The organism is Rhizobium sp. AN73, assembly GCF_030757975.1.
In the GTDB taxonomy this organism is placed as follows: Bacteria; Pseudomonadota; Alphaproteobacteria; order Rhizobiales; family Rhizobiaceae; genus Agrobacterium; species Agrobacterium arsenijevicii.
In genome coordinates this window covers 441,661-464,658 of the sequence record NZ_JARWME010000002.1, presented here as the reverse complement: position 1 = coordinate 464,658, position 22,998 = coordinate 441,661, and the positions used below count along the sequence as shown (strand labels likewise).

The 22,998-nt window shown below is 58.7% G+C and carries 19 protein-coding genes; 7 read left to right on the top strand and 12 right to left on the bottom strand.

Translation table 11 applies throughout. The annotated features are described in order from the left end of the window. Positions 1-22 precede the first annotated feature (22 nt). From RBH10_RS12075 to RBH10_RS12040, 8 genes are all read right to left on the bottom strand, one after another. A complete protein-coding gene (locus RBH10_RS12075; RefSeq protein ID WP_281037045.1) occupies positions 23-670 on the bottom strand; it encodes a TetR/AcrR family transcriptional regulator in 648 nt (215 codons plus the stop codon). A 59-nt stretch (positions 671-729) separates the two neighbouring features. Continuing rightward, entirely contained in the window at positions 730-1,446 is a 717-nt protein-coding gene (locus tag RBH10_RS12070; RefSeq protein WP_281037046.1) for a ParA family protein, read from the bottom strand. A gap of 163 nt (positions 1,447-1,609) precedes the next feature. Then, a complete protein-coding gene (locus tag RBH10_RS12065) occupies positions 1,610-1,990 on the bottom strand; it encodes a hypothetical protein (RefSeq protein WP_281037047.1) in 381 nt (126 codons plus the stop codon). Positions 1,991-2,002: 12 nt separating this feature from the next. Beyond that, positions 2,003-3,148 (bottom strand): iron-containing alcohol dehydrogenase, encoded by a 1,146-nt coding sequence (locus tag RBH10_RS12060; RefSeq protein WP_174150182.1) that lies wholly within the window; start codon positions 3,146-3,148, stop codon positions 2,003-2,005. Continuing rightward, positions 3,145-4,533 (bottom strand): aldehyde dehydrogenase family protein, encoded by a 1,389-nt coding sequence (locus RBH10_RS12055; RefSeq protein ID WP_281037048.1) that lies wholly within the window; start codon positions 4,531-4,533, stop codon positions 3,145-3,147. The genes RBH10_RS12060 and RBH10_RS12055 overlap by 4 nt, the downstream gene beginning before the upstream one ends. A gap of 18 nt (positions 4,534-4,551) precedes the next feature. Continuing rightward, positions 4,552-5,916 carry a glutamine synthetase family protein gene (locus RBH10_RS12050; RefSeq protein ID WP_281037049.1) on the bottom strand — a complete coding sequence of 455 codons (1,365 nt, stop codon included), beginning with the start codon at positions 5,914-5,916 and terminating at the stop codon, positions 4,552-4,554. A gap of 65 nt (positions 5,917-5,981) precedes the next feature. After that, positions 5,982-7,496: an amino acid permease gene (locus RBH10_RS12045; protein ID WP_045016783.1), complete on the bottom strand. Its 1,515-nt coding sequence runs from the start codon at positions 7,494-7,496 to the stop codon at positions 5,982-5,984. 215 nt (positions 7,497-7,711) lie between these two features. Further along, on the bottom strand, positions 7,712-8,485 hold the full coding sequence (locus RBH10_RS12040) for an N-formylglutamate amidohydrolase (RefSeq protein ID WP_281037050.1): 774 nt from the start codon (positions 8,483-8,485) through the stop codon (positions 7,712-7,714). Positions 8,486-8,661: 176 nt separating this feature from the next. Here RBH10_RS12040 and RBH10_RS12035 point away from each other — a divergent pair, with 176 nt between their 5' ends. The 6 genes from RBH10_RS12035 (at position 8,662) to RBH10_RS12010 (ending at position 15,057) form a co-directional block, all read left to right on the top strand. After that, the gene (locus RBH10_RS12035; RefSeq protein WP_045016779.1) at positions 8,662-9,540 is read left to right on the top strand and encodes a MurR/RpiR family transcriptional regulator; all 879 of its coding nucleotides are present in this window, start codon (positions 8,662-8,664) and stop codon (positions 9,538-9,540) included. Between the two features lie 288 nt (positions 9,541-9,828). Further along, positions 9,829-10,935: an ABC transporter substrate-binding protein gene (locus RBH10_RS12030; protein WP_281037051.1), complete on the top strand. Its 1,107-nt coding sequence runs from the start codon at positions 9,829-9,831 to the stop codon at positions 10,933-10,935. Positions 10,936-11,139: 204 nt separating this feature from the next. After that, a complete protein-coding gene (locus RBH10_RS12025) occupies positions 11,140-12,024 on the top strand; it encodes an ABC transporter permease subunit (RefSeq protein WP_045016776.1) in 885 nt (294 codons plus the stop codon). Beyond that, a complete protein-coding gene (locus RBH10_RS12020; RefSeq protein WP_045016774.1) occupies positions 12,021-12,803 on the top strand; it encodes an iron ABC transporter permease in 783 nt (260 codons plus the stop codon). The genes RBH10_RS12025 and RBH10_RS12020 overlap by 4 nt, the downstream gene beginning before the upstream one ends. A gap of 13 nt (positions 12,804-12,816) precedes the next feature. Next, positions 12,817-13,875, top strand: a complete 1,059-nt coding sequence (locus tag RBH10_RS12015) for an ABC transporter ATP-binding protein (RefSeq protein WP_045016772.1) — start codon at positions 12,817-12,819, stop codon at positions 13,873-13,875. A gap of 138 nt (positions 13,876-14,013) precedes the next feature. After that, positions 14,014-15,057: a zinc-dependent alcohol dehydrogenase family protein gene (locus tag RBH10_RS12010; protein ID WP_281037386.1), complete on the top strand. Its 1,044-nt coding sequence runs from the start codon at positions 14,014-14,016 to the stop codon at positions 15,055-15,057. Positions 15,058-15,104: 47 nt separating this feature from the next. Here the strand turns inward: RBH10_RS12010 and RBH10_RS12005 are convergent, their stop codons facing one another. Together RBH10_RS12005 and metH are read right to left on the bottom strand one after the other, a co-directional pair. Further along, positions 15,105-15,746 carry a hypothetical protein gene (locus RBH10_RS12005; RefSeq protein ID WP_306180623.1) on the bottom strand — a complete coding sequence of 214 codons (642 nt, stop codon included), beginning with the start codon at positions 15,744-15,746 and terminating at the stop codon, positions 15,105-15,107. A 317-nt stretch (positions 15,747-16,063) separates the two neighbouring features. Continuing rightward, entirely contained in the window at positions 16,064-19,837 is a 3,774-nt protein-coding gene (gene metH / locus RBH10_RS12000) for a methionine synthase (protein WP_281037052.1), read from the bottom strand. A 179-nt stretch (positions 19,838-20,016) separates the two neighbouring features. Between metH and RBH10_RS11995 the strand changes: the two genes are divergently transcribed. Continuing rightward, entirely contained in the window at positions 20,017-21,276 is a 1,260-nt protein-coding gene (locus RBH10_RS11995) for an AGE family epimerase/isomerase (protein ID WP_281037053.1), read from the top strand. 199 nt (positions 21,277-21,475) lie between these two features. Here the strand turns inward: RBH10_RS11995 and RBH10_RS11990 are convergent, their stop codons facing one another. Both RBH10_RS11990 and RBH10_RS11985 read right to left on the bottom strand, forming a co-directional pair. Continuing rightward, positions 21,476-22,036, bottom strand: coding sequence for a dual specificity protein phosphatase family protein (locus RBH10_RS11990; RefSeq protein ID WP_281037054.1), 561 nt, complete (start codon positions 22,034-22,036; stop codon positions 21,476-21,478). Between the two features lie 204 nt (positions 22,037-22,240). After that, positions 22,241-22,693, bottom strand: coding sequence for a hypothetical protein (locus RBH10_RS11985; protein ID WP_281037055.1), 453 nt, complete (start codon positions 22,691-22,693; stop codon positions 22,241-22,243). Positions 22,694-22,998 lie beyond the last annotated feature (305 nt).

The following is a 22,998-nucleotide window of genomic DNA, read 5'->3' as shown; positions in this document are numbered from 1 at the left end:
TGTTTCCTAAATAGTTGCAAAATCACTCGGCAAGTTTCATGGCGATATTCACCACGGCCGTCATCTCTTCCAAACTCCGCCCGGTCTTTCCAACCACCCGCATGCCGTACATCATGCACAACAACGCTCTGGCAAGATCGTCGGGATCGGCTTTCGAATGGACGGAACCGTCCTTTTGCCCCTCAGCCACAAGCCGGGCGACGATCCGCTCCCTCGCCTTCACCGCCCGCTCGACCACAACCGCAATATCGTCGTCCAGCGCGGCAAGATCGGAGGCGGCACCGACCACAAGGCATCCATCCGAGCCAACGGTGCCGTATGATCGTTCCGCATAGAACATCAGGCCCGCTTTCAACCGCTCGTAACCGGTCTCATAACCGGCGATGGCGGCTTCGAAACGCGCCGTCTGCAAAACCCTGTAACGCTCCATCGTGGCGATGAAGATGGCTTTCTTGTCCTTGAAGGCTTTGTAAAGACTGCCCTGCGCCAGTTCCATCGCATCGGTGAGATCACCTACGGAGGTGGCGTGATATCCGCGTCTCGAAAAAACGCGGATCGCTCCATCCAGCGCGCGGTCGATATCGAACTCGCGCGGCCTGCCGCGATGGCGTTGTTCCGGGGAATGGGTGTGGCTGGTATCGGTCATGGCTGCAATATAGGAAACGATCATTTCCAAATCAAGCAAAATAATGCCCGTACCTCAAGCGGTCCGGGCATTGGGAATGTCGTTCAAGCCGCCTTGCGGGTGAAAAGGCGCGTGGGTTGCGTGCCGAGCCGCGTCAGGCGTTTCGGTAAAAGGCCAAGCACCTCGTCCGCAAAGGTTTTCGCATTCTCCACCGCCTTGTCGATATTGCTGACCTTGTCCTTGTCGAGACAGAGAAGCGTGCCGCCATAATCGAAGATGTCGCGATAGGCAGCTCTCTCGACAATCGCCGTATTCAGAACCGACACGTTCTTTTCGGCCAGCAGCATTTTGACGAGAAGCAGGGAGCGGGTCGCCACCATGGCGTTGACCCGCGTCAGCACGATGGAGTGGGCAATGGCCTTGCCCATCTTGCGGTTCAGGAATTCGATATGATCCAGAACCTCGGCCGCCCCGCGCGCATCCATGGCAGAGCCCTGCACCGGGATCAGCACATGGTCGGAAATACCGAGCGCCATGGTCAGCAGCGGATTTTTCGCTCCTGGCAGATCGATGATGAAACAGTCGGTATTGATGGTGTTTTCGCGGATATGGCCTTCAAGGGAGGCCATCGTCACATGCGAAATCACCGAGAGATTCTCGATCTCGCCTGATAATTCGTGCCAGCGGGAAATCCACAATTGCGGATCGGCATCCAGCACCGTCACACGGTGGCCGCTGCGGGCAAGTTCGGTCGCCAGAAGCAGCACGGCAGTCGTTTTTCCTGCGCCGCCCTTAGTGTTGGCAAAAGTAATGACAGGCATGATATCCCCGATTGATCAGAGCCGTTTCATGCTCATTCACGCACCGAACCAATCATGGTGCTTTCCATAACCTTTACGAACATGGTTAAGAAAAGGCTAAGAACGTTTTGGCGAACAACAAAAAGCCCGCGATCGGTATCGTGGGCCTCTGTCATATTATTGATTACGTTAGCTTTCGGCAGGATCCGACATCGTCCGACCGCAGCCGGCCGGCCTTGAGATCTTCGTATTTCGGCAAATTCAGGGAACCGCCTAGTCTCTTCTCAACAGTAGCGCGATCAAGCGCGATCATGCGCCCGGCGCTTGTAAAGGAGACCATGCCGTTTTTTCCGGAATAGGCCATAGTCGCGCGCATGTCACAGAAGTAGCGGTCTGTGCCTTTAGACAGGGTCCATCCTCGGATTCCTGCCTTATTGCTCGACAGAGTTCCGACCTTGTAACCCTGACCGGAAAGCTCCCCAAAAGAAGCGGCCTGCACTGCAACGGGCAAACCGAGAAGTGCCATGGCGAGCAATGGCGCAAAAACAGACGCTCTCTTCTTCACTACCGATACCCTTTAAAAGCAGGCTTCGAAAAGCGCCTTGGTATTCTCAAGCGTCATCGGCACCGGATTACCACCGCAACTCGGATCCTTGATCGCTTCCGCCGCCAGCTCGTCGATACGATCAGGCTTGATGCCCATGGCGGTCAGGTTTTCCGGCACGCCGAGTTCCTTGCGAAGCTCCAGCACATAGTCATAGAAGCCGTCAAAGCCGCCGGAAATACCGAGATAGGCGGCCGCGCGGGCGATCTTGTCTTCGATGGCCGGGCGATTGAAGCGCAGCACCGCAGGCATCACGACGGCATTGGTCATGCCGTGATGGGTGTTGTAGACCGCACCGATCGGATGCGAGAGCGAGTGAATGGCGCCAAGTCCCTTCTGGAAGGCAACCGCCCCCATCGCTGCCGCCGCCATCATATTGGTGCGTGCTTCGATATCCGTGCCGTCCTTGTAGGCGCGCGGCAGGAATTCCTTGACGAGACGCAGCCCCTCAAGTGCCACACCGGCGCTCATCGGATGATAGAAGGGTGACGAATAGGCTTCGAGGCAATGGGCAAAGGCATCCATGCCCGTTCCCGCCGTGATGACCTTCGGCATGCCGACGGTCAGTTCCGGGTCGCAGATGACGACGCCGGGCAAAAGCTTCGGATGGAAGATGATCTTCTTCACATGGGTCTGCGAATTGGTGATAACGCTGGCGCGGCCAACTTCCGAACCGGTGCCGGCAGTGGTCGGCACGGCGACGATGGGCGCGATCTTCGAGGCGTCCGCCCGTGTCCACCAGTCGCCAATATCCTCGAAATCCCAGACCGGGCGCGTCTGCCCGGCCATGAAGGCGATGGTCTTGCCGAGATCGAGACCTGAACCGCCGCCAAAGGCGACAACGCCGTCATGGCCGCCATCGCGATAGGCTTTCACGCCCGCTTCCATGTTGATCTCGTTGGGGTTCGGATCGACATCGGCGAAGATCGCCCGGCCAAGCCCGGCCTCTTCCAGCACATCGAGCGCATGCGCGGTGATCGCCATATTGGCAAGGCCGCGATCCGTGACGAGAAGTGGCTTCTTGATACCGAGCGTCTTACAGGCTTCCGCCAGTTCCTTGATCCGGCCACGGCCAAGCTTGACGGCGGTGGGATAGCTCCAGTTGGCGACGATATTCATTTCGTGACTTTCTTCAGATGGTAGGATTTCGGTCGGGTCAGGTTCTGGAAACCAAAAATGGAGAGCGAGCCGCCGCGGCCCGTTTCTTTCACGCCGGTCCAGCAAAGGGCAGGATCGAGATAATCGGCGCGGTTCATGAACACGGTTCCGGTTTCGATCTCGCGGCCGATCCGCCCGGCGCGCGCCGCATCCTGCGTCCAGAGCGAGGCGGTGAGGCCGTATTTGCTGTCGTTCATCAGCGCGATGGCTTCGTCGTCATTCTTGACCTTCATGATGCCAAGGGCTGGGCCGAAGGTTTCTTCGGTCATGAATTCCATGGAATGATCGACATTGACGAGGATTTGCGGCGCGACATAGGCCCCCTCGCCGTCATCGGCGGGGAAAAGTTTCGGATTGACCAGCGCCTTGGCACCCTTCGAAATGGCATCAGCGATCTGCGCACGCACCACCTTGGCGAAACGCTTGTTGGCCATCGGCCCGAGAGTGGTTTCCTGTTCCAGCGGATTGCCGAGCTTGTAGTTGGACACCCAGGCAACGGACTTCTCGACGAATTCGTCATAGAGGTTTTCGTTGACGTAGATGCGCTCAATGCCGCAGCAGCATTGCCCGGAATTATAGGTCGCGCCATCCATCAGCGTATCGACGGCGGCGTCGAGATCGGCGTCCTCCATCACATAGCCGGGGTCCTTGCCACCGAGTTCAAGACCGAGACCGGTGAAGGTGCCGGCAGCAGCACGCTCGATGGCGCGGCCGCCTTCCACCGAACCGGTGAAGTTGACGAAATTAAACAGCCCTTCGGAAATCAGCGCCGAGGTCGTGGCATGGTCGAGGAAGACATTGATGAAGACATCTTCCGGCACGCCGGCCTCAACGAATGCCCGCACCATCCGCTCGCCGACCAGAAGCGTCTGCGCCGCATGTTTGATAACAACCGTATTGCCGGCCATCAGGGCGGGCGCGACGGTGTTGATGGCCGTCATGTAAGGATAGTTCCACGGGGCGATGACGAAGACAACGCCATGCGCCTCGCGCTCGATGCGGCGTTCGAAATTGCCGCTTTCCTCGATGACGAGCGGTGCCAGCGCATCGGCCGCAATGGAGGCGACATAGTTGGAGCGCTCGTTGAAACCCTTGAACTCGCCGCCGTAACGAACCGGACGGCCCATCATATGCGCCAGTTCCGGCACCACTTCGGCCACCATTTCGTTAAGGCGCGCCACACCTTTCAGAACCAGCTGAACGCGGTCCTCAAGCGGACGCCGTGCCCAGTCCTTTTGCGCCTTGCGCGCTTTCGAAACGGCGGCGCGCGCCGCTTCCAGCGACATCGCCTCCCGCTCGGCATAAACCGAGCCGTCGATGGGCGAGATATTCTGGATCATGGTCATGATGTTTTCCCGTAATGATTAGGCTCTCTCGAAACCGCGCGCCACTTCCCAGTCGGTCACGCGGCGGTCGTATTCTTCCTGCTCCCACCTTGCGGCATGCACGTAGTGATCGACCACGTCATCGCCAAAGGCCTGGCGCAGCATTTTCGATCCGTCCAGAAAGGCGGTCGCGTCACGCAACGTCTTGGGTATCTCGCGCACGTCCTTCCCGCCATAGGCGTCACCGACAAAAGCGGGCTCAAGTTCGAGTTTATTTTCGATGCCGTCAATGCCCGCCGCAAGCAGTGCTGCCATGGCAAGGTAGGGATTGAGATCCGACCCGCCAACACGGCACTCGATACGGATGCCTTTCGTTTCCGCGCCGCAAAGGCGATATCCCGCCGTGCGGTTGTCGAGGCTCCAGATCGCCTTGGTCGGCGCAAAGGTGCCGGCCATGAACCGCTTGTAGGAATTGATGTAGGGCGCCAGAAAATAGGTGATGTCGCTGGCATGCGCCAGAAGCCCGGCAACATAGTGCCGCATCACATCCGACATGCCGTGTTCGCCGTCCTTGTCGAGGAAAGCCGGCTTGCCGTCCAGGCTCCACAGCGACTGGTGAATATGGGAAGAACTGCCGGCGGCATTGTAGTTCCACTTGGCAAGGAACGTCACCGCCTTGCCCTTCGACCAGGCAATTTCCTTGGTGGCGTTCTTGATGATGGCATGCCGGTCGGCCATGGTCAGCGCCTCGGCATAACGCACGTTGATTTCCGCCTGGCCGGGAGACGCCTCGCCCTTGGAATTCTCGACCGGAATTCCCGCACCCTGCAGGCCCTTGCGCAGCGCCCGCATGACGTCCTCTTCCTTGGTCGTCTGGAAGATATGATAATCCTCGTTGTAGCCGCTGGCGAGGTTCAGGCCCTTGTAGCCGCTGGCGCGTGCGGCATCGAAGGTCTGGTCGAACAGGAAAAACTCCAGTTCGGTCGCCATGTAGGCCTTCAGCCCCATCGCCTCCAGCCGCGCCACCTGCTTTTTCAGGAGCGCGCGCGGCGAATGCGGTACTTCTTCATGGGTGTGATGATCAAGCACATCGCACAGAACCAGCGCCGTGCCTTCCAGCCACGGTATCCTTCTCAGCGTCGAAAGGTCGGGCTTCAGCGTATAATCGCCATATCCCTTCTCCCAGCTTGAGGATTTGTAACCGGGAACGGTTTCCATCTCCATGTCGGTGGCAAGCACATAGTTGCAGCTGTGGGTTTCCTCAAAGGCGCTTTCGACGAAAAACTCCGCCTGGAACCGTTTGCCCATCAGACGCCCCTGCATGTCGACAAGGCAGGCCAGAACCGTGTCGATGCGCCCCTCGGCGACATCCATTTTAAGCGCGTCGAATGTATAGCTCGTCATTTTGTCCGTTCCCTTAATTGTGTAGACAGGGCGGCCGCGATGCGGCCGCCCGTTTTATTTGAACATCAGGCCTTCGCAGCCGCTGCCGCAACGGCAGCCTGCTTGTGCTCCAGCGCAAACTCCTCTTCCGGCGACAGGATGAGGCGATGGCGTCCGACAAAGGCGAAATAGGCGATCGCGACGGCGAACCACACGGCCACCCAGAGCACGCCCTTGGTAAAGTTCGGATCCTGGATCTGGTAGAGCAGCGTTACGATGGCGATGATGATCGTCAGCACCGCGCCCGGAATACCGAAGGGCGAACGGAACGGCCGCTCGATATGCGGCAGGTTTTTCCTGAGCAGAATGAAGGAAATCGCCTGCAGGATGTAGGAGAACATCGCCCCGAACACTGCCATGTTGAGGAGAACGCTGCCGATGATGCTGCCGCCCTGTTCCGCACCCAGCGAGAACCAGATGACGAGCATGACCGCAAGACCGACGAGCGCGCCGGCGATATTGGCCACGTATGGCGTCCGGAATTTCGAATGGGTGATCGACAGCACGGTCGGGAAGTAACCCGCACGAGACAGCGAATAGATCTGGCGGCCCTGCGCATAGAGGATCGTATGGAAGCTGGCGATCAGGCCCGTGAGCGCCACGAGACCGAGCAGCACCACGCCACCATCGCCATAGATTGCCTTGAAACCATCCAGCAGCGGTTCGAGCGAGGAGCTGAGATGGAAGGCGCCGACACCCGGCAAGGACGGGTTGAGCAGCACGATCATGAAGGCCGAAACCATCAGCGTGACCATGCCAAGGATGATGCCCTTCGGCATGTCGCGTTTCGGATCGACCGATTCTTCAGCCGCAAGCGGCAGCTGCTCGATGGCGAGGAACAGCCAGACCGCGAAAGGCAGCGTGGCGAGGACACCGGAAAAACCGAACGGGAAGAAGGAACCGCCGCCCTCCGGCAACTCCACCGCCTTGCCATCCGGCCCGACGCCGATATTCAGCGCATAACGTGAGAAATCCATGTTCGGAATGGCGCTGATCCAGAAGAACACCAGAACACCGAGCGAAATCAGCGTGATGACCAGCGTGACCTTGAAGGAAAGCTCCAGCCCGAAGACATTGAGGGCAAGGAACATCGCGTAAAAAGCGATCCAGACGAATGGCGAATATGCGGGGTCTAGCCCGAGAATAGAATTCACATAGGCGGTAATGAAGGTGACGACGACCGCCGGCGTCAAAACATATTCGACATTCTCGCAAAGTCCGGTGACGAAACCGCCCCACGGCCCCATGGCAGTCCGGGCGAAGGAATAGGCCGCGCCCGTGTGCGGCAAAGCCGGACTCATTTCCGCGATCGAGAATGTCAGCCCGAGATACATGATGGCGATGATGATACCCGCCACCAGCATGCCGCCCCAGCCGCCGGTGGAGAAACCGAAATTCCATCCGGAAAAATGCCCGGAAACGACCGCGCCGACGCCAAGCGCCCACAACGACCAAACGCCCGCATAACGGGATAGTCCGCGTTTTTCGAAATAGGATGCATCAGCCTTCTTGTAGCTGACGCCTGATGATGAACCGTCCATGCCCTTCTCTCCTGAATAAGAAAAAAAAAGCCAGTCAGCCGTTATTGGCCGATTGTGCCCCCAGTTTCCGGCATCGCCCGGGATGTTTCCCGCGCTGCGCCGCACGCATCTGCTGTTCCCCTGCCGCTTCATGCCGTTCCGGCTTTTATCTGATTGCGGCAGTCTCATTGACGGTCGGCCCCGGTGTTTTCACCATCGGCCGCCCCCTTGCTCCCTCACTCATCGATAGATGAGAGCGCCTTCCCCATAAGCTCGTGGAGAAAACCGGCAATTGCCGATTGGTCTCCTTCATTGGCGATCAGATCGTTACGGATCTCGATCATCACATTCAAAAGTCCGTCCGGCAGCGCATGCAGCCGCAGCGTATGCGTTACGCCGTCTTCCGGGCCGTAAGGATCGTTGCGCCTGACCGTGAGCGCAGAACCTTCAGCACCCGTCAGCATCGCATCGGCGAGACGGCTGTCGGTATCGTGCAGGATGCCGATCTGCACCTGACGGAACTGACCATGATAGACCGGCGTGAAACTGTGCATGGTCACCACAACGACCTTGCGGCCTGCTGCCTGCCGTTCCGCGATAATCTCGCTGACACGGTCGTGAAACGGCACGTAAAGCGCCGAGGTGCGGGCAAACCGCTCCGCTTCGCTGAGATCGAGATTGCCGGGAATATCGTAAATCTCGCTTTTCACCGGCATGGCGGAAGGTGATTCAGGCGGCCGGTTGCAATCATAGACCAGCCGCGAAAACCGCTGATGGACAAGCGTGGCGTCGAGCTGTTCCGAAAGCAGTCTCGCAACAGCCAGAGCACCCGGATCCCAGGCCGCATGGCTTGAAAGCACCTCTGGCGAAAGACCGAGCGTGCCGAATTTTTCCGGAATGGTGGCGGAGGCATGTTCGCAGACGAGAATGACATCGCCCTTCGCCGCGGCGTTCTCGACGCCGACAGCCTGCCCTTCCGCTTCTGTGAAAAACCGTGAACGCACCGTCATGCACGCATCCCGCCCCGAAACCCGTATCCCGCCAATGAAGAAAAGAATTCTTCACATTATCGCGAGTGTCAAATGGAATTTTGAAATTATCTCTTCATTTTTCCCATTGACTCGATAGCTGGCACAGATGTTTATATTGACCGATACACCGGCAAAAAGACCGGAAGGGGAAAGATTTGCGCAGTACGACGGCCACCGTGTCGGATGTTATCCATGCCCACTACGATGCGCTGACCCGTTCGGAAAAACGGCTGGCGGAGAGCCTGCTTGGCAACTACCCCGTCTCGGGTCTCGGCAGCATCACCACCATTGCCGAAAACGCCGGCGTTTCGACGCCGACCGTGGCGCGCATGGTGCAGAAGCTCGGATATAAGGGCTACCCGGAGTTTCAGGCGCATCTGCACCAGGAACTGGAGGCGACGATCTCCGGCCCTGTTGCGAAACATGACCGGTGGGCGACCAATGCGCCGGGACTGCACATTCTCAACCGCTTCGCCGACGCCATCACCGGCAATCTGCGCGACACGCTGAGCGATCTCGACACCGCCGTTTTCGACAATGCGGCAAGGTTGCTCTCGGACCGCAAACGCAGCATCTATTTCGTCGGTGGTCGCATCACCGGCGCGATAGCCGAATATTTCTTCACCCATATGCAGGTGATCCGGCCGAAGACGACGCTGATGTCGTCCAATTCCAGCGCCTGGCCGCAATATATGTTGAACATGAGCGCCGGCGACGTGCTTGTCATCTTCGACATCCGCCGCTACGAGCACGACATGACGACGCTTGCCGAGGTGGCAAAGGCAAACGGCGTGCAGATCATTCTTTTTACGGATCAATGGACGTCGCCGGTGGCGCGCCACGCGCTGCACACCTTTCGTGTGAAGATCGAAGCGCCCTCGGCATGGGATTCCTCGGTCGTCACGTTGTTTGTCGTCGAAGCGCTGATCGAAGCGGTGCAAAGCGGTACCTGGGATGAAACCAAAGAGCGCATGAATGCGCTGGAAGGCCTGTTCGAGCAGACGCGTCTGTTCCGCAGACCGGACCGGACATGAACATCAGTAGCCGGCACAGTGCTTGACGCGGAAACCGCCGGCTGATTGGATACCTGAAATCGCTACCAGCGCGATAAAGCGGGATAAAAACAAGCTGGGGAACGTATCTGGCCAACACGAATGATGATGGGATTCTCCCGCAATTGCAGGCACAAAGCCGGGTGATGGCGGAAAATGAGCGTAAACTGACGGAATCCGGATAAATAAATTGCTTTCCAACCGTCACATTAGCTTCATCCAGAATCCGTATCAGCGTCCGTAATACGAGAACACGAAGAGGAGAAAAAAGTGATCTCTCATTGCCGTCGACTGCTTGCTGCCACCACCGCTCTGGTAATGGCTTCCACCGCGATCGCTGCTGCCGCGCCGAGCGCCGAACTGATCGCTGCCGCCAAGAAGGAAGGCATGCTGACCACCGTTGCGCTGCCGCACGACTGGTGTGGTTACGGCGACGTGATCGCCGCTTTCAAGGCGAAATATCCGGAAATCACCGTCAACGAACTGAACCCCGACGCCGGCTCTGCCGATGAAGTCGAAGCGGTAAAGGCGAACAAGGACAACAAGGGCCCGCAGGCTCCTGACGTTGTTGACGTCGGTCTCGCTTTCGGCCCACAGATGAAAGCCGAAGGCCTGCTGCAGCCTTACAAGGTCTCCACCTGGGACGAAATTCCTGACAACGTCAAGGACGCGGACGGTTACTGGTACGGCGACTACTACGGCGTGATGTCCTTCTTCGTGAACAAGGACCTCGTCAAGAACGTGCCGAAGGATTGGGCCGACCTGCAGAAGCCGGAATATTCCGCTCAGGTAGCACTCGCCGGCGATCCGCGCGCTTCCAACCAGGCTATCCTCGGCGTTCTCGCTGCTGGTCTCTCCAGCGGTGCGAAGTCCGGCAAGGAAGCTGGTGAAGCTGGCCTGAAATATTTCGCCGACCTCAACAAGGCTGGCAACTTCCTGCCGGTTATCGGCAAGGCCGGCACGCTGGCACAGGGCGCTACCCCGATCATCGTCGCATGGGACTATAACGCCCTTTCCTGGAAGAAGACGCTGAACGACAACCCGCCCACGGAAGTCGTGGTTCCGGAAAAAGGCGTTCTGGCCGGCGTTTACGTTCAGGGCATTTCCGCTTACGCCCCGCATCCGAACGCTGCCAAGCTCTGGATGGAACACCTCTATTCCGACGACGGTCAGCTTGGCTGGCTGAAGGGCTATTGCCACCCGATCCGCTTCAACGCGATGGTTAAGGCTGGCAAGGTTCCGCAGGAACTGATCGACAGCCTGCCGCCGGCAGCAGCCTATGAAAAGGCATTCTTCCCGACGCTCGACGAAGTCGACGCCAACAAGGCAGCCGTAACCGGCGGCTGGGACAAAGTCGTCGGCGCGAACGTGAAGTAACCTTTGAAAAAATACACCCCGGCTTCTCGAAAAGCCGGGGTGCTTCTTTAAAAGCATTTCCAGTAAAAGTGCGTAGCGGTTTTACGTCCGGAAAATGCGCAAGACAAAATCGAGAGCGCGTCCGACATTTCCGTTTTAACCGGACGTGCTCGAGAAAAGACCTTTATAGACAGACCGTTTGAAAACGGCGTTTGGGGACAAGGCATGCCATCAACCAACACCGGCGGACCATCCGATGCGGGCAGGAAGTTGCCGCTTCATTGGTTAGGCGTCGTACCTTTTGCCGTTTTTGTTCTGCTGTTTCTGATTTTTCCGACGATGAAGATCGTGGTCGGTGCATTCCAGCGTCCCGATGGCAGCCTGACGCTCGAAAACGTCGCCGGGCTTTTCACCTCGTCCATCCTCGCGGCCTACTGGATTTCGATCAAGATCAGCCTCGCCTCGGCGGCTCTCGGCTGCCTGATCGGCTTTGCCGTCGCCGCCGCCGTGGTTCTCGGCGGTTTGCCCCAGCGCATTCGCGGACCACTCCTCACCTTTTCGGGCGTCGCATCGCAATTTGCCGGCGTGCCGCTCGCCTTCGCCTTCATCGCCACTCTTGGCCCGGTCGGTCTGCTCACCGTGTTCCTGAAAACGCAGGTCGGCATTGATCTGAGGCTTCTCGGCTTTAACATCCTGTCCTTCTGGGGCCTGACGGTCACCTATCTGTTCTTCCAGATACCGCTGATGATCCTCATCATCACGCCGGCGCTTGACGGATTGAAGCGCGAATGGCGCGAGGCTGCCGAAATCCTCGGCGCGACCGGCCTGCAATATTGGCGCATGGTGGCCTTCCCCATCCTGTTGCCGTCGCTGCTCGGCACCATGTCGCTGCTGTTTGCCAACGCCTTCGGTGCTGTGGCCACAGCAATTGCGCTCACCGGCTCCTCGCTCAACATCGTGCCGATCCTGCTTTTCGCGCAGATCCGCGGCGACGTTCTCGGCAATCCGCATCTGGGTTACGCACTCGCTTTCGGCATGATCGTCGTTACCGGCATCGCCAATGCGCTTTATATCTGGCTGCGCGCCCGCAGCGAAAGGTGGCTGAAATGAAGCGGTTCTTCGCCTGGGGCGCGCTGATCTTCGGCCTGCTCTATTTCGCCCTGCCGCTGATCGGCATGACCAACTTCTCGCTGAAAATGCGGCGCGGAGAATATTCTTTTGACGCCTATGGCAAGGTGCTCAGTGACCCACGTTTTCAGGAAACCTTCAGCTATTCGGTGATGATGGCGCTGTTCACCATCGTTTTCGGGGTTCTGCTGGTGGTGCCAACGGCCTATTGGGTGCGCCTGAAACTGCCGGGCCTGCGCCCCTATATCGAATTCATCACGCTGCTGCCGCTGGTCATCCCGGCCATTGTCATCGTGTTCGGTTATATCAGGCTTTACAACACTTCGAGCTGGCTGCCGCTGACCGGCACGACCTTCGGCACCAACCTTCTTCTGATGTTTGGTTATGCCACGCTCGCTTTGCCCTACATGTACCGCGCCGTCGATACCGGTCTCAGGACCATCGACGTCGCGACGTTGACGGAAGCCGCGCAAAGCCTTGGCGCGGGGTGGACAACCATCCTGTCGCGCATCATCCTGCCCAATGTGCTGGTCGCCGTCCTTTCGGGCGCATTTTTGACCTTCGCCATCGTCATCGGTGAATTCACCATGGCGGCACTTTTGAACCGCCCGGCCTTCGGCCCCTACATGCAGCTGCTTGGCGCCAACCGCGCCTATGAACCGGCAGCACTTGCCGTGATTTCCTTCGGCATCACCTGGGGTTGCCTTGGGTTGATCCAACTCGTTTCACGCTACCAGAAGGGCGCGCCTCCCAAGGCCTGAGGACAAGATTTTCATGAGCTTTTTGACACTTAGCAATATCAAGAAATCCTTCGGCTCCGTGCAGGTCGTGCATGATTTCGACATGGCCATCGAAAAGGGCGAGTTCGTTTCCTTTCTCGGGCCATCGGGCTGCGGCAAGACCACCGTGCTGCGCATGATCGCCGGTTTTGAAATCCCGACCGGCGGTTCCATCGTCATCAACGGCAAGGACCAGACGACGCTCCGCCCCAACCAGCGCAATATCGGCATGGTGTTTCAGGCCTATGCGCTGTTCCCCAACATGAATGTCTACGAGAACGTCGCCTTCGGCCTGAAAGTCGCCGGCAAGCCGAAAGCCGAGATCGATGCGCGCGTGAAGGAAATGCTCCAGCTCATCCATCTGGAGCATCTGGCGGACCGTTACCCCTATCAGATGTCGGGCGGCCAGCAGCAGCGCGTAGCGCTTGCCCGCGCATTGGCCCCGAAGCCGGAAGTGCTTCTGCTGGACGAGCCGCTTTCGGCGCTCGACGCCAAGATCCGCGTATCGCTGCGCGAGGAAATCCGCCAGATCCAGCGAAAGCTCGGCATCACCACGATTTTCGTGACCCACGATCAGGAAGAAGCCCTGTCGATCTCCGACCGTATCGTCGTCATGAATTCCGGCCGCGCTGACCAGATCGGTTCGCCCTTCGATATCTACAACAAGCCCGCGACCCGCTTTGTCGCCTCCTTCGTCGGCACGCTGAACCTGATCGACGCCACCGTCATCGACTCCTCCGCCAACACCATCCGTGTCGGCGACCAGCAGATCACCCTGCACAAGCCGGTCGATGCCGCGAACGGTGATAAAATCACCCTCGCCTTGCGTCCGGAAGCTGGCGCACTCGGCGCTGACGCGAAGGGCGACGTCGCTATTTCCGGTATCGTCACCTCAAGCCAGTTCCTCGGTTCGGTCATCCGCACCCGTCTTGATCTCGGCGGCTCGACCTTGTCTTTCGACATGTTCAATGATCCCGGCACCGCACCGCCCGCACTTGGCGAACAAGTAACGCTTAAATTCGCGGCGGGTGATCTTATGGTGATCAAGGACTAAATCGCTTTTCTCCATCGGCGGAAGAAGTTAGAGCATTTCCAGTAAAAGTGCGTAGCGGTTTTACGTCCGGAAAATGCGAAAAACAAAGATATAGAGCAGGTATAAATTCGAACCTGCATACCAACGATGTGAGGCATGATGCGCGCGCTTTTTTACGAACTGTTCGGCGAGACCCCTATTGTCGCATCCCTGCCCGATCCGGAACCGACCGACGGCGGCGTGGTCATCGAGGTGAAGGCCACTGGTCTCTGCCGAAGCGATTGGCACGGCTGGATGGGGCACGACACGGATATTCGCCTGCCGCATGTCCCCGGCCACGAATTTGCCGGCGTCATCGCCGCAGTTGGAAAGAACGTTACCCGCTTCAAGACTGGCGACCGTGTCACCGTTCCCTTCGTTTCCGGCTGCGGCCATTGCCATGAATGCCGCTCCGGCAATCAACAGGTGTGCGAAACGCAGTTCCAGCCCGGCTTCACCCATTGGGGTTCCTTCGCCGAATACGTCGCAATCGACTATGCCGACCAGAACCTCGTGCATCTGCCGGAATCGATGACTTATGCCACCGCCGCCGGTCTCGGCTGCCGTTTCGCCACTTCTTTCCGCGCTGTGACCGACCAGGGACGCCTGAAGGGTGGCGAATGGCTGGCGGTACATGGCTGCGGCGGAGTCGGCCTCTCCGCCATCATGATTGGCGCAGGCCTCGGCGCGCAGGTCGTCGCCATCGATATTGCGGAAGACAAGCTCGAACTTGCACGCCAGCTCGGCGCCACTGCCACCATCAACAGCCGCTCGGTCGCCGATGTCACGGAAGCGGTGCGTGAGATAACGGGCGGCGGCGCGCATGTTTCCATCGACGCGCTCGGCCACCCGCAGACATGCTGCAATTCCATCAGCAACCTGCGCCGGCGTGGTCGTCACGTTCAGGTGGGGTTGATGCTGGCCGATCACGCCATGCCCGCCATTCCCATGGCGCGGGTGATCGCCCACGAGCTGGAGATTTACGGCAGCCACGGCATGCAGGCATGGCGCTACGAGGACATGCTGGCGATGATCGAGAGCGGCAAGCTTGCGCCCGAAAAACTGATCGGCCGCCACATCACCCTTACCGATGCCATCACGGCCCTGCCCGCCATGAACAGCTTCCAGGAAAGCGGCATCAGTATCATCGACCGGTTCGAATAGCCGCCAGGTTTTGGCGACGATTTCAGATTATGGAGTCTCGGCGCAGGTCACGCGCTCCTGCGCCCAAACGTCTTGGCCGCAGTGCCTGCGTGAGAAGATGCGGGAACCGCCGATAGTCCCGAGGCGCGCCCGTCGTGATTGGTCTGAGTATCGCTCCAGTGACGATGGATCAGCTGCTTCTTGCGGATCTCAAGCGGCGTATCAACCGCATCCGTTGAACCATTTCCAACAATCGCGGGGTTCGTCAAAGATCGCACAATCCATCGATAGATGAGCAGGCCCAGACGAAGAAGCGCGAAAAGACCACCGACCAGAACAAGAATGAAAATCGCGGTGCTCCAGCGACGCGATTCGGCATCCCGGTCCTCCTGCTCCATACGATGCCTCGCCGTCGGGTCGAAACCGAGCCTCGCCTTTAGTGTCGCGATTTCCGCATCGCTCAGCTTGGTGTAGCGGTCGCCGTGATACAGGACGTAAGCATTGTCCTCGCTGCCATTCAGATAACCAAGATCGAATGCTTTTCCCTCTTGAAGGAAAGGTGGAGCATTCGGCAGATCGTAGACGCGATCTATCGTCTCACCGCCGCCAAAACCGGGAACGGCAAATAGCCTGAATTTTCGCGCCTCCGCATGGCTAACGGATATCGAAGAGAACAGGGCAGCAGCAAAAAATAATATGATGTAATTCATCCACTCCTCGCGCCAGCGTTGAGAATGGAAGACTATTGCCACGATCAAGTTAATTCCAAGTTTATCACATAGTTAGACCTGCGATTAATCGAAGTAAAACTGAGAATAGAGATCATAACAACTGCAAATACAAGGTAATTATATTATAATAATGAAAATTACGATTTAGACATACAGCACAACCCGATGATTTCCCCTGCGTGTACCTGCAGCATAACCAGCCATCTCAAGCTTAAATCCGAACGACAGCCAAGCGCATATGAAAAAAGCGCGGGCGAGACCCGCGCTTTTTATTGCAACACTCGATACCACCAGCGTTAAGCCGCGCTGTCGATTTCCTCAGCGCCGCTCACCGGCACGTAGTTGAGCACCGGTCCAAGCCAGCGCTCCACCTCTGCCAACGGCATATCCTTGCGGCGTGCGTAATCCTGCACCTGATCGCGCTCCACCTTGGCAACGCCGAAATAATAGCTTTCGGGATGGCCGATATAGAGGCCGGAGACGGATGAGCCGGGCCACATCGCATAGCTCTCCGTCAGCTCCACACCCGCCGCATTGGTGGCGTCGAGCAGGGAGAACAGCGTTTTCTTCTCGGTATGATCGGGCTGAGCCGGATAACCGGGCGCGGGACGAATACCGGCATAGGCTTCGCCAATCAGCTCATCACCGGCAAGAGCCTCGTCGGGCGCATAACCCCAGAACTCCTTGCGCACCCGCTCATGCATACGCTCGGCAAAGGCTTCCGCGAAACGGTCGGCCAGCGCCTTGACGAGAATGGACGAATAATCGTCATTGGCCCGTTCGAACCGCTCGGCAATCGCCACTTCCTCAATGCCCGCCGTCACCACGAAGCCACCGACATAATCGGCAACACCGCTATCGACAGGCGCCACGAAATCGGAAAGCGCCACATTGGGGCGTCCATCACGCTTGGAAAGCTGCTGACGAAGCGTGAAGAAGGTCGCAAGATCTTCCTTGCGGCTCTCATCCGTAAACAGCCGGATATCGTCGCCCACAGCATTAGCGGGCCAGAAGCCGATCACCGCACGCGGCCGGAACCACTTTTCCTCGATGATCTTCTTCAGCATCGCCTGCGCATCGCTGTAAAGCTGCCGCGCCGCCTCGCCCTGCTTCTCGTCTTCGAGGATCGCCGGGTAGCGGCCCTTCAGCTCCCATGTCTGGAAGAACGGCGTCCAGTCGATGTAACGGGACAGCTCTTCCAGATCATAGGTCTCGAAAACCTTGGTGCCGAAGAATTGCGGCTTGACGACGCTATAGCTCGACCAGTCGATCTTGTGCGCATTCTCACGGGCACGGGAAAGCGGCAGGCGCTGCTTTTCGCGCTCGTTGCGGGCATGGGCTTCCGCCACCTTGGCATATTCGGCTCGGATACCGTCGATATAGGCGGGCTTCTGCTCGGCGGAGAGAAGTGCTGAGACGACGCCCACGGCACGCGAAGCATCGGTGACATAGATCGCCTGTCCCTGCTCGTAACGCGGATGGATTTTCACCGCCGTATGCACACGGCTCGTCGTTGCGCCGCCGATCAGAAGCGGGATGTCGAAACCCTGCCGCTCCATTTCAGCCGCCACATGCACCATCTCGTCCAGAGACGGCGTGATGAGACCGGAAAGGCCAATCACGTCGACCTTTTCGGCAATCGCCGTCTCAAGGATTTTCGTCGTCGGCACCATCACGCCGAGATCGATGATCTCGTAATTGTTGCAGGCGAGAACGACACCGACGATGTTCTTGCCGATATCGTGCACGTCACCCTTCACGGTGGCCATCAGCACCTTGCCGGCAGCGCTGCGCTCGGACCCGCCATTCAGGCGCTTTTCCTCTTCCATGTAGGGCAACAGCACGGCAACCGCCTGCTTCATCACACGGGCGGATTTCACCACCTGCGGCAGAAACATCTTGCCCGAGCCGAACAGGTCGCCGACCACGTTCATGCCCGCCATCAGCGGCCCTTCGATCACATGCAGCGGACGGGCGGCCTGCTGGCGTGCCTCTTCCGTATCGGCCTCGATGAATTCAGTAATGCCGTTGACGAGCGCGTGTTGAAGGCGCTTTTCGACCGGAAGCTCACGCCAGGAAAGATCCTGCACCTTCGCCTGTTTTTCTCCCGTGCCGCGGAAGCGCTCGGCCACTTCAAGCAGCCGCTCCGTCCCGTCGTCGCGGCGGTTCAGCACCACGTCTTCGCAGGCTTCGCGCAGTTCCGCATCGATGTTGTCGTAAACGGCAAGCTGCCCGGCATTCACGATGCCCATATCCATGCCGACCTGAATGGCGTGGTAGAGGAACACGGCATGCATCGCCTCACGCACCGGCTCGTTGCCGCGGAAGGAGAAGGACAGGTTGGAAACACCACCGGAAATATGCGTCAGCGGCATAGTTTCGCGGATCGTCTTGGTGGCTTCGATGAAGTCCACGCCGTAATTATTGTGCTCCTCGATACCCGTCGCCACCGCAAAGACGTTCGGATCGAAGATGATGTCTTCCGGCGAGAGGCCCGCCTTTTCGGTCAGCAGCTTGTAGGCGCGTGAGCAGATCTCCACCTTGCGCTGATAGGTATCGGCCTGCCCGACCTCGTCAAAGGCCATGACCACGACCGCCGCACCGTAATTGTGGACGAGCCGCGCCTGCTGGAGAAACTTCTCCTCACCTTCCTTCAGCGAAATCGAATTGACGATCGACTTGCCCTGAACGCATTTCAGACCGGCTTCGATGATCTCGAACTTGGATGAGTCGATCATCACAGGCACGCGGGCAATATCCGGCTCCGCTGCAATGAGGTTCAGGAACTCGACCATCGCCTTTTGCGAATCGATCAGGCCTTCATCCATGTTGATGTCGATGATCTGTGCGCCGTTTTCCACCTGGTCGCGGGCAACAGCCAGCGCCGCCGTGTAATCGCCGGCGGTGATGAGCTTGCGGAAGCGGGCCGAGCCGGTGACGTTGGTACGTTCGCCGACATTGACGAAGGGAATGTCCTTGGTCAGCACGAAAGGCTCGAGGCCCGAAAGCGACATGAACGGCTTATGGGCCGGAATTTCGCGCGGCTTGTAGCCTTTCACGGCTTCCGCAATCGCCCGGATATGCTCCGGCGTCGAGCCGCAGCAACCGCCGACGATGTTGACGAGACCGTCACGAACGAAACCCTGCACCTGACGCGCCATCATCTCAGGCGTTTCGTCATATTGGCCGAATTCATTCGGCAGGCCGGCATTCGGATAGGCGCAGACGAAGGTGTCGGCCACATCCGAAAGCTCCTGCAGGTGCGGACGCATCGCGTCGGCGCCCAGCGCGCAGTTGAGGCCGATGGTGAAGGGGTTGGCGTGGCGCACCGAGTTCCAGAACGCCGAAGGCGTCTGGCCGGAAAGCGTGCGGCCGGAAAGGTCGGTGATCGTGCCCGAGATCATGACAGGCAGGCGGATGCCCTTGGCCTCGAAACGCTCCTCGCAGGCGAAGATCGCCGCTTTGGCGTTCAGCGTATCGAAGATCGTCTCGATCAGGATGATATCGGCGCCACCATCGATCAGGCCATCGATCTGCTCACCATAGGCAATGCGCAGATCATCGAAAGTGACGGCACGGTAACCGGGATTGTTGACGTCAGGCGAAATGGAGGCCGTGCGGTTGGTCGGGCCAATGGCGCCCGCCACGAAGCGGCGGCGGCCATCTTCACGCTCGGCACGGATGGCCGCGCGGCGGACGATCTGCGCGCCTTCGCGGTTGAGGTCGTAGACCGCATTTTCCATCTCGTAATCGGCCTGCGCGATGCGCGTCGACGAAAACGTGTTGGTTTCGAGAATATCCGCACCGGCCATGGCGTAGCGGTAATGGATCTCTTCGATGGCATCCGGCTGGGTCAGGATGAGAAGGTCGTTATTGCCCTGCTGGTGACAGGCGCAGCCGATAAACCGATCGCCACGGAAATGGTCTTCGTCAAAACCAAGCCCCTGGATCTGCGTGCCCATCGCGCCATCGAGAATGAGGATGCGCTGGCTGGCGGCATCGCGCAGCGCTTGCAAAATTTCCGCGCCGTCGCGCTTTGCCCCTTCAGGGCCAAACAGATCGTCAAACACGGGCACACTCCTCATTTCGATTTGCAAGATCGCAAGCCGTCAAGTCACATAAAGATATGTTTATGTCAATATATCTTCAAGGGATAGGTATGGCTTTGCGCCTTTGCGGCAGACTACGAAATTTCAACGACAGATGACAGGTTTATACGGCAAGGATATAAGCCGAAGCAGCAAACCGTATGGAGGACGAAATGCCCGAGGACGACCATAACAACCGGAACTGGAACACCTTGCCATGGCACCGCCAATGGCTGGTCAAACAGGCCGATGGGCTTTTCGATTTCTTCCAGTACCGCGCCGTCAACACGGCCGGCGGCTTCTTCGATCTCGACGCCAAGGGCGCGCCGCTGCAGAAAAACAACCCGGTGCGCGGCATCCATGCCTCGGCGCGCATGGTGCATTGCTTCTCCATCGGCCATCTGCTCGGACGGCCCGGCTGTGGCGATATCGTCGACCACGGCATGACCTATCTCTGGAACAAGCATCGCGACAGCGAGCACGGCGGCTATTTCTGGCAGGTGAACGATGGCGGCCCGGTGGATGCCACCAAGCAGGGTTATGGCCACGCCTTCGTGCTTCTGGCCGCCTCCTCCGCCAAGACTGTCGGGCACCCACTTGCCGACCAGATGCTGGCCGACATTACCGAGGTTCTGGAAACCCGTTTCTGGGAAGAAAAACACGGCGCGATCGCCGAGGAATTCAATCGCGACTGGTCGCCCATCGACAATTATCGCGGCCAGAATTCCAACATGCATCTGACCGAAGCGCTGATGGCGGCCTATGAGGCGACCGGCGACAGCAATTATTTGACCAAGGCCGAACGCATCGCCGACCTCGTCATCCGCCGCCGCGCCGGTGAGCTGGATTTCCGCGTGCCGGAGCATTTCGACGAGAACTGGACGCTCGACAAGGATTATCGCGGCAACGAAATGTTCCGCCCCTCCGGCTCCACCCCCGGTCACTGGCTGGAATGGGCACGCCTCATTCTGCAATTGTGGGTGCTGGGCGAGCGTCGCCACGACTGGATGCCGGTGGCGGCCAAATCGCTCTTCGTGCAATCCATGACGCTCGGCTGGGACCGGGAAAAGGGCGGCTTCTTTTACACGCTCGACTGGAACGACAATCCGGACAAGACGGCAAAGCTCTGGTGGCCCATGTGCGAGGCGGCGGGTGCAGCCCACGTCCTCAACGAAAACCTGCCGGCAGACGCATTTTACGAAGACAGCTACCGCCGCATCTGGAGCACCATCGCCAACAACTTCATCGACCACGACAATGGCGGCTGGTATGAGGAGCTGACGGAAGATCTGGTTCCGGCCCACACGCTTTTCCCCGGCAAGGGCGATATCTACCACGCGCTTCAGGCGTGCCTTATCCCGCTTTTCCCGGCAACGGGGAGCCTGACCAAGGTGATCAAGGAAAGCGGCGGGGCGTATTAAGCAGCATTGCGGGAGGTGGGTGGCGGCTGACGAGGCTCACGAACCTCTCTTCCGTCATGCTCGGGCCTGTCCCGAGCATCTGCAACCTATATGCAGGATGCTACGTGCGTAGATCCTCGGCACAAGGCCGAGGATGACGTCGCGTTTGAGGCCATCGGCCTCAAGCTTTCGCAACCTCAAAAAACCTCGCGGGCTACCCTCAAAACCCGATAGTTTCTTCGAAATCATCCCAGGACTGGTACATTTCATACCGCCCGATGCCGGGGATCGGCACATGCCCGTAATAGGGCGAAAGCTGAAACTCGGCGGCGGCCTCACTCTTGCCGGCCACGGCCGCCACATAGATCGCGGAGGCAAGCCCGGTGCGGTTGGCGCCGTGTTCACAATGGATGAGGATCGGCTTTTCAGCGTTGCGCAGCACGGCCGCCAGCATTTCCGCTTCCTCCACCGGCAGTTTCTCGCTTGAACTCAATGGATAATCGACCAGCCGGATGCCATTGTTTTTTGCCGCCCGGCTTTCGGCGTCGTACCAGCCTTCACGCTTTTCATCGCGCAGATTGATGATCGTCTTGATGCCGTAGGTCTTGGCATAGGCCGTGATGTCCTTGCCGCTCGGCTGTGCCGAACGGTAAAGTTCGCCGGGAATGACCTCATGAAAATTTCCGGTCAGCTGGCCGATACCCATATGTGCGCCGGCCAGAACCGGCAGGGCGACAAGGCCGATGGCGGCAATTTTCAGAAACTTCAGAACAATACGCAAAACCTCAACCCGCAACATTCATCGGACGGGTGGGCAGGTGGCATTGCAAACCGGCGAAAACAAGTCCCCTGCCAGCCAAGGCCGCCTTGGCGCGGCCGGCGAGAACGTGAGCACCCTCAAGAACCCGTTGCGGCACAGGGGTTCTCACGCGCCAGCGCGAAAACCTTCAAAATGCCGTGATGGCCGAAGGAAGCCGGGAACCGCTCAATCGAACTCCGCGGAAATCACGGTGACGCGCCATTCCAGCCGTTGCGGCTCTACCGTTTCATTGTTGCGCAACCGGAATGCGCGGCATACGGCGAAAGTCTCCCCGGCCTCGATCCGTCTTTCGCTTACCTGATAGGGATCAAAAGAGACTGAAGCACGGAAGGCCGGCTCGAACCCTTCGAGCGTATAGGTCAGGCGCTGTACGGCGACATCGTTGTCGTTGCGGAAGCTGACGCGAATGGGCAAGGCCGCATCCGCGCACGCCGCATCGAAGCTGGCCGTCGCGACGATATGGTCGAGCCGCTGGCTCCCGCGCCGCCAGTCATAAATGACAAAGGCGGCGGTGGTCGTCCAGATCAGCAGCAGGCAGATGACGACGGGTTTGAGATGCCGCGGAAACGCGATGAGGGTGAGAAGAAGAATGGCACTGAGAACGGCTCCGACAATCACGTCGCCCCTCCCCCATAAAAACTAACCCGCATGCGATCCTGTCCTCCCTTACCCATTCTTGCCCACAACAACCGACTTACCCAGACGCCGAAGCACCGGCATTGCCGCAGACTGGCACAACTCTATGGTCGTGCCCCCCGCTGTCAAGACAACCAAGCGTGACTCCGCTCCCGTGCCTTTAACAAAGCTGCGAAAGGAACCAAACGCCGCTCAAGGCGTTCGCCGCATCAGAACAGCAATGCAAGAGGACACCGTGCCCCTTGGAACTGCCGATCCCCAACCCATATTAAATGCACCTAATATAT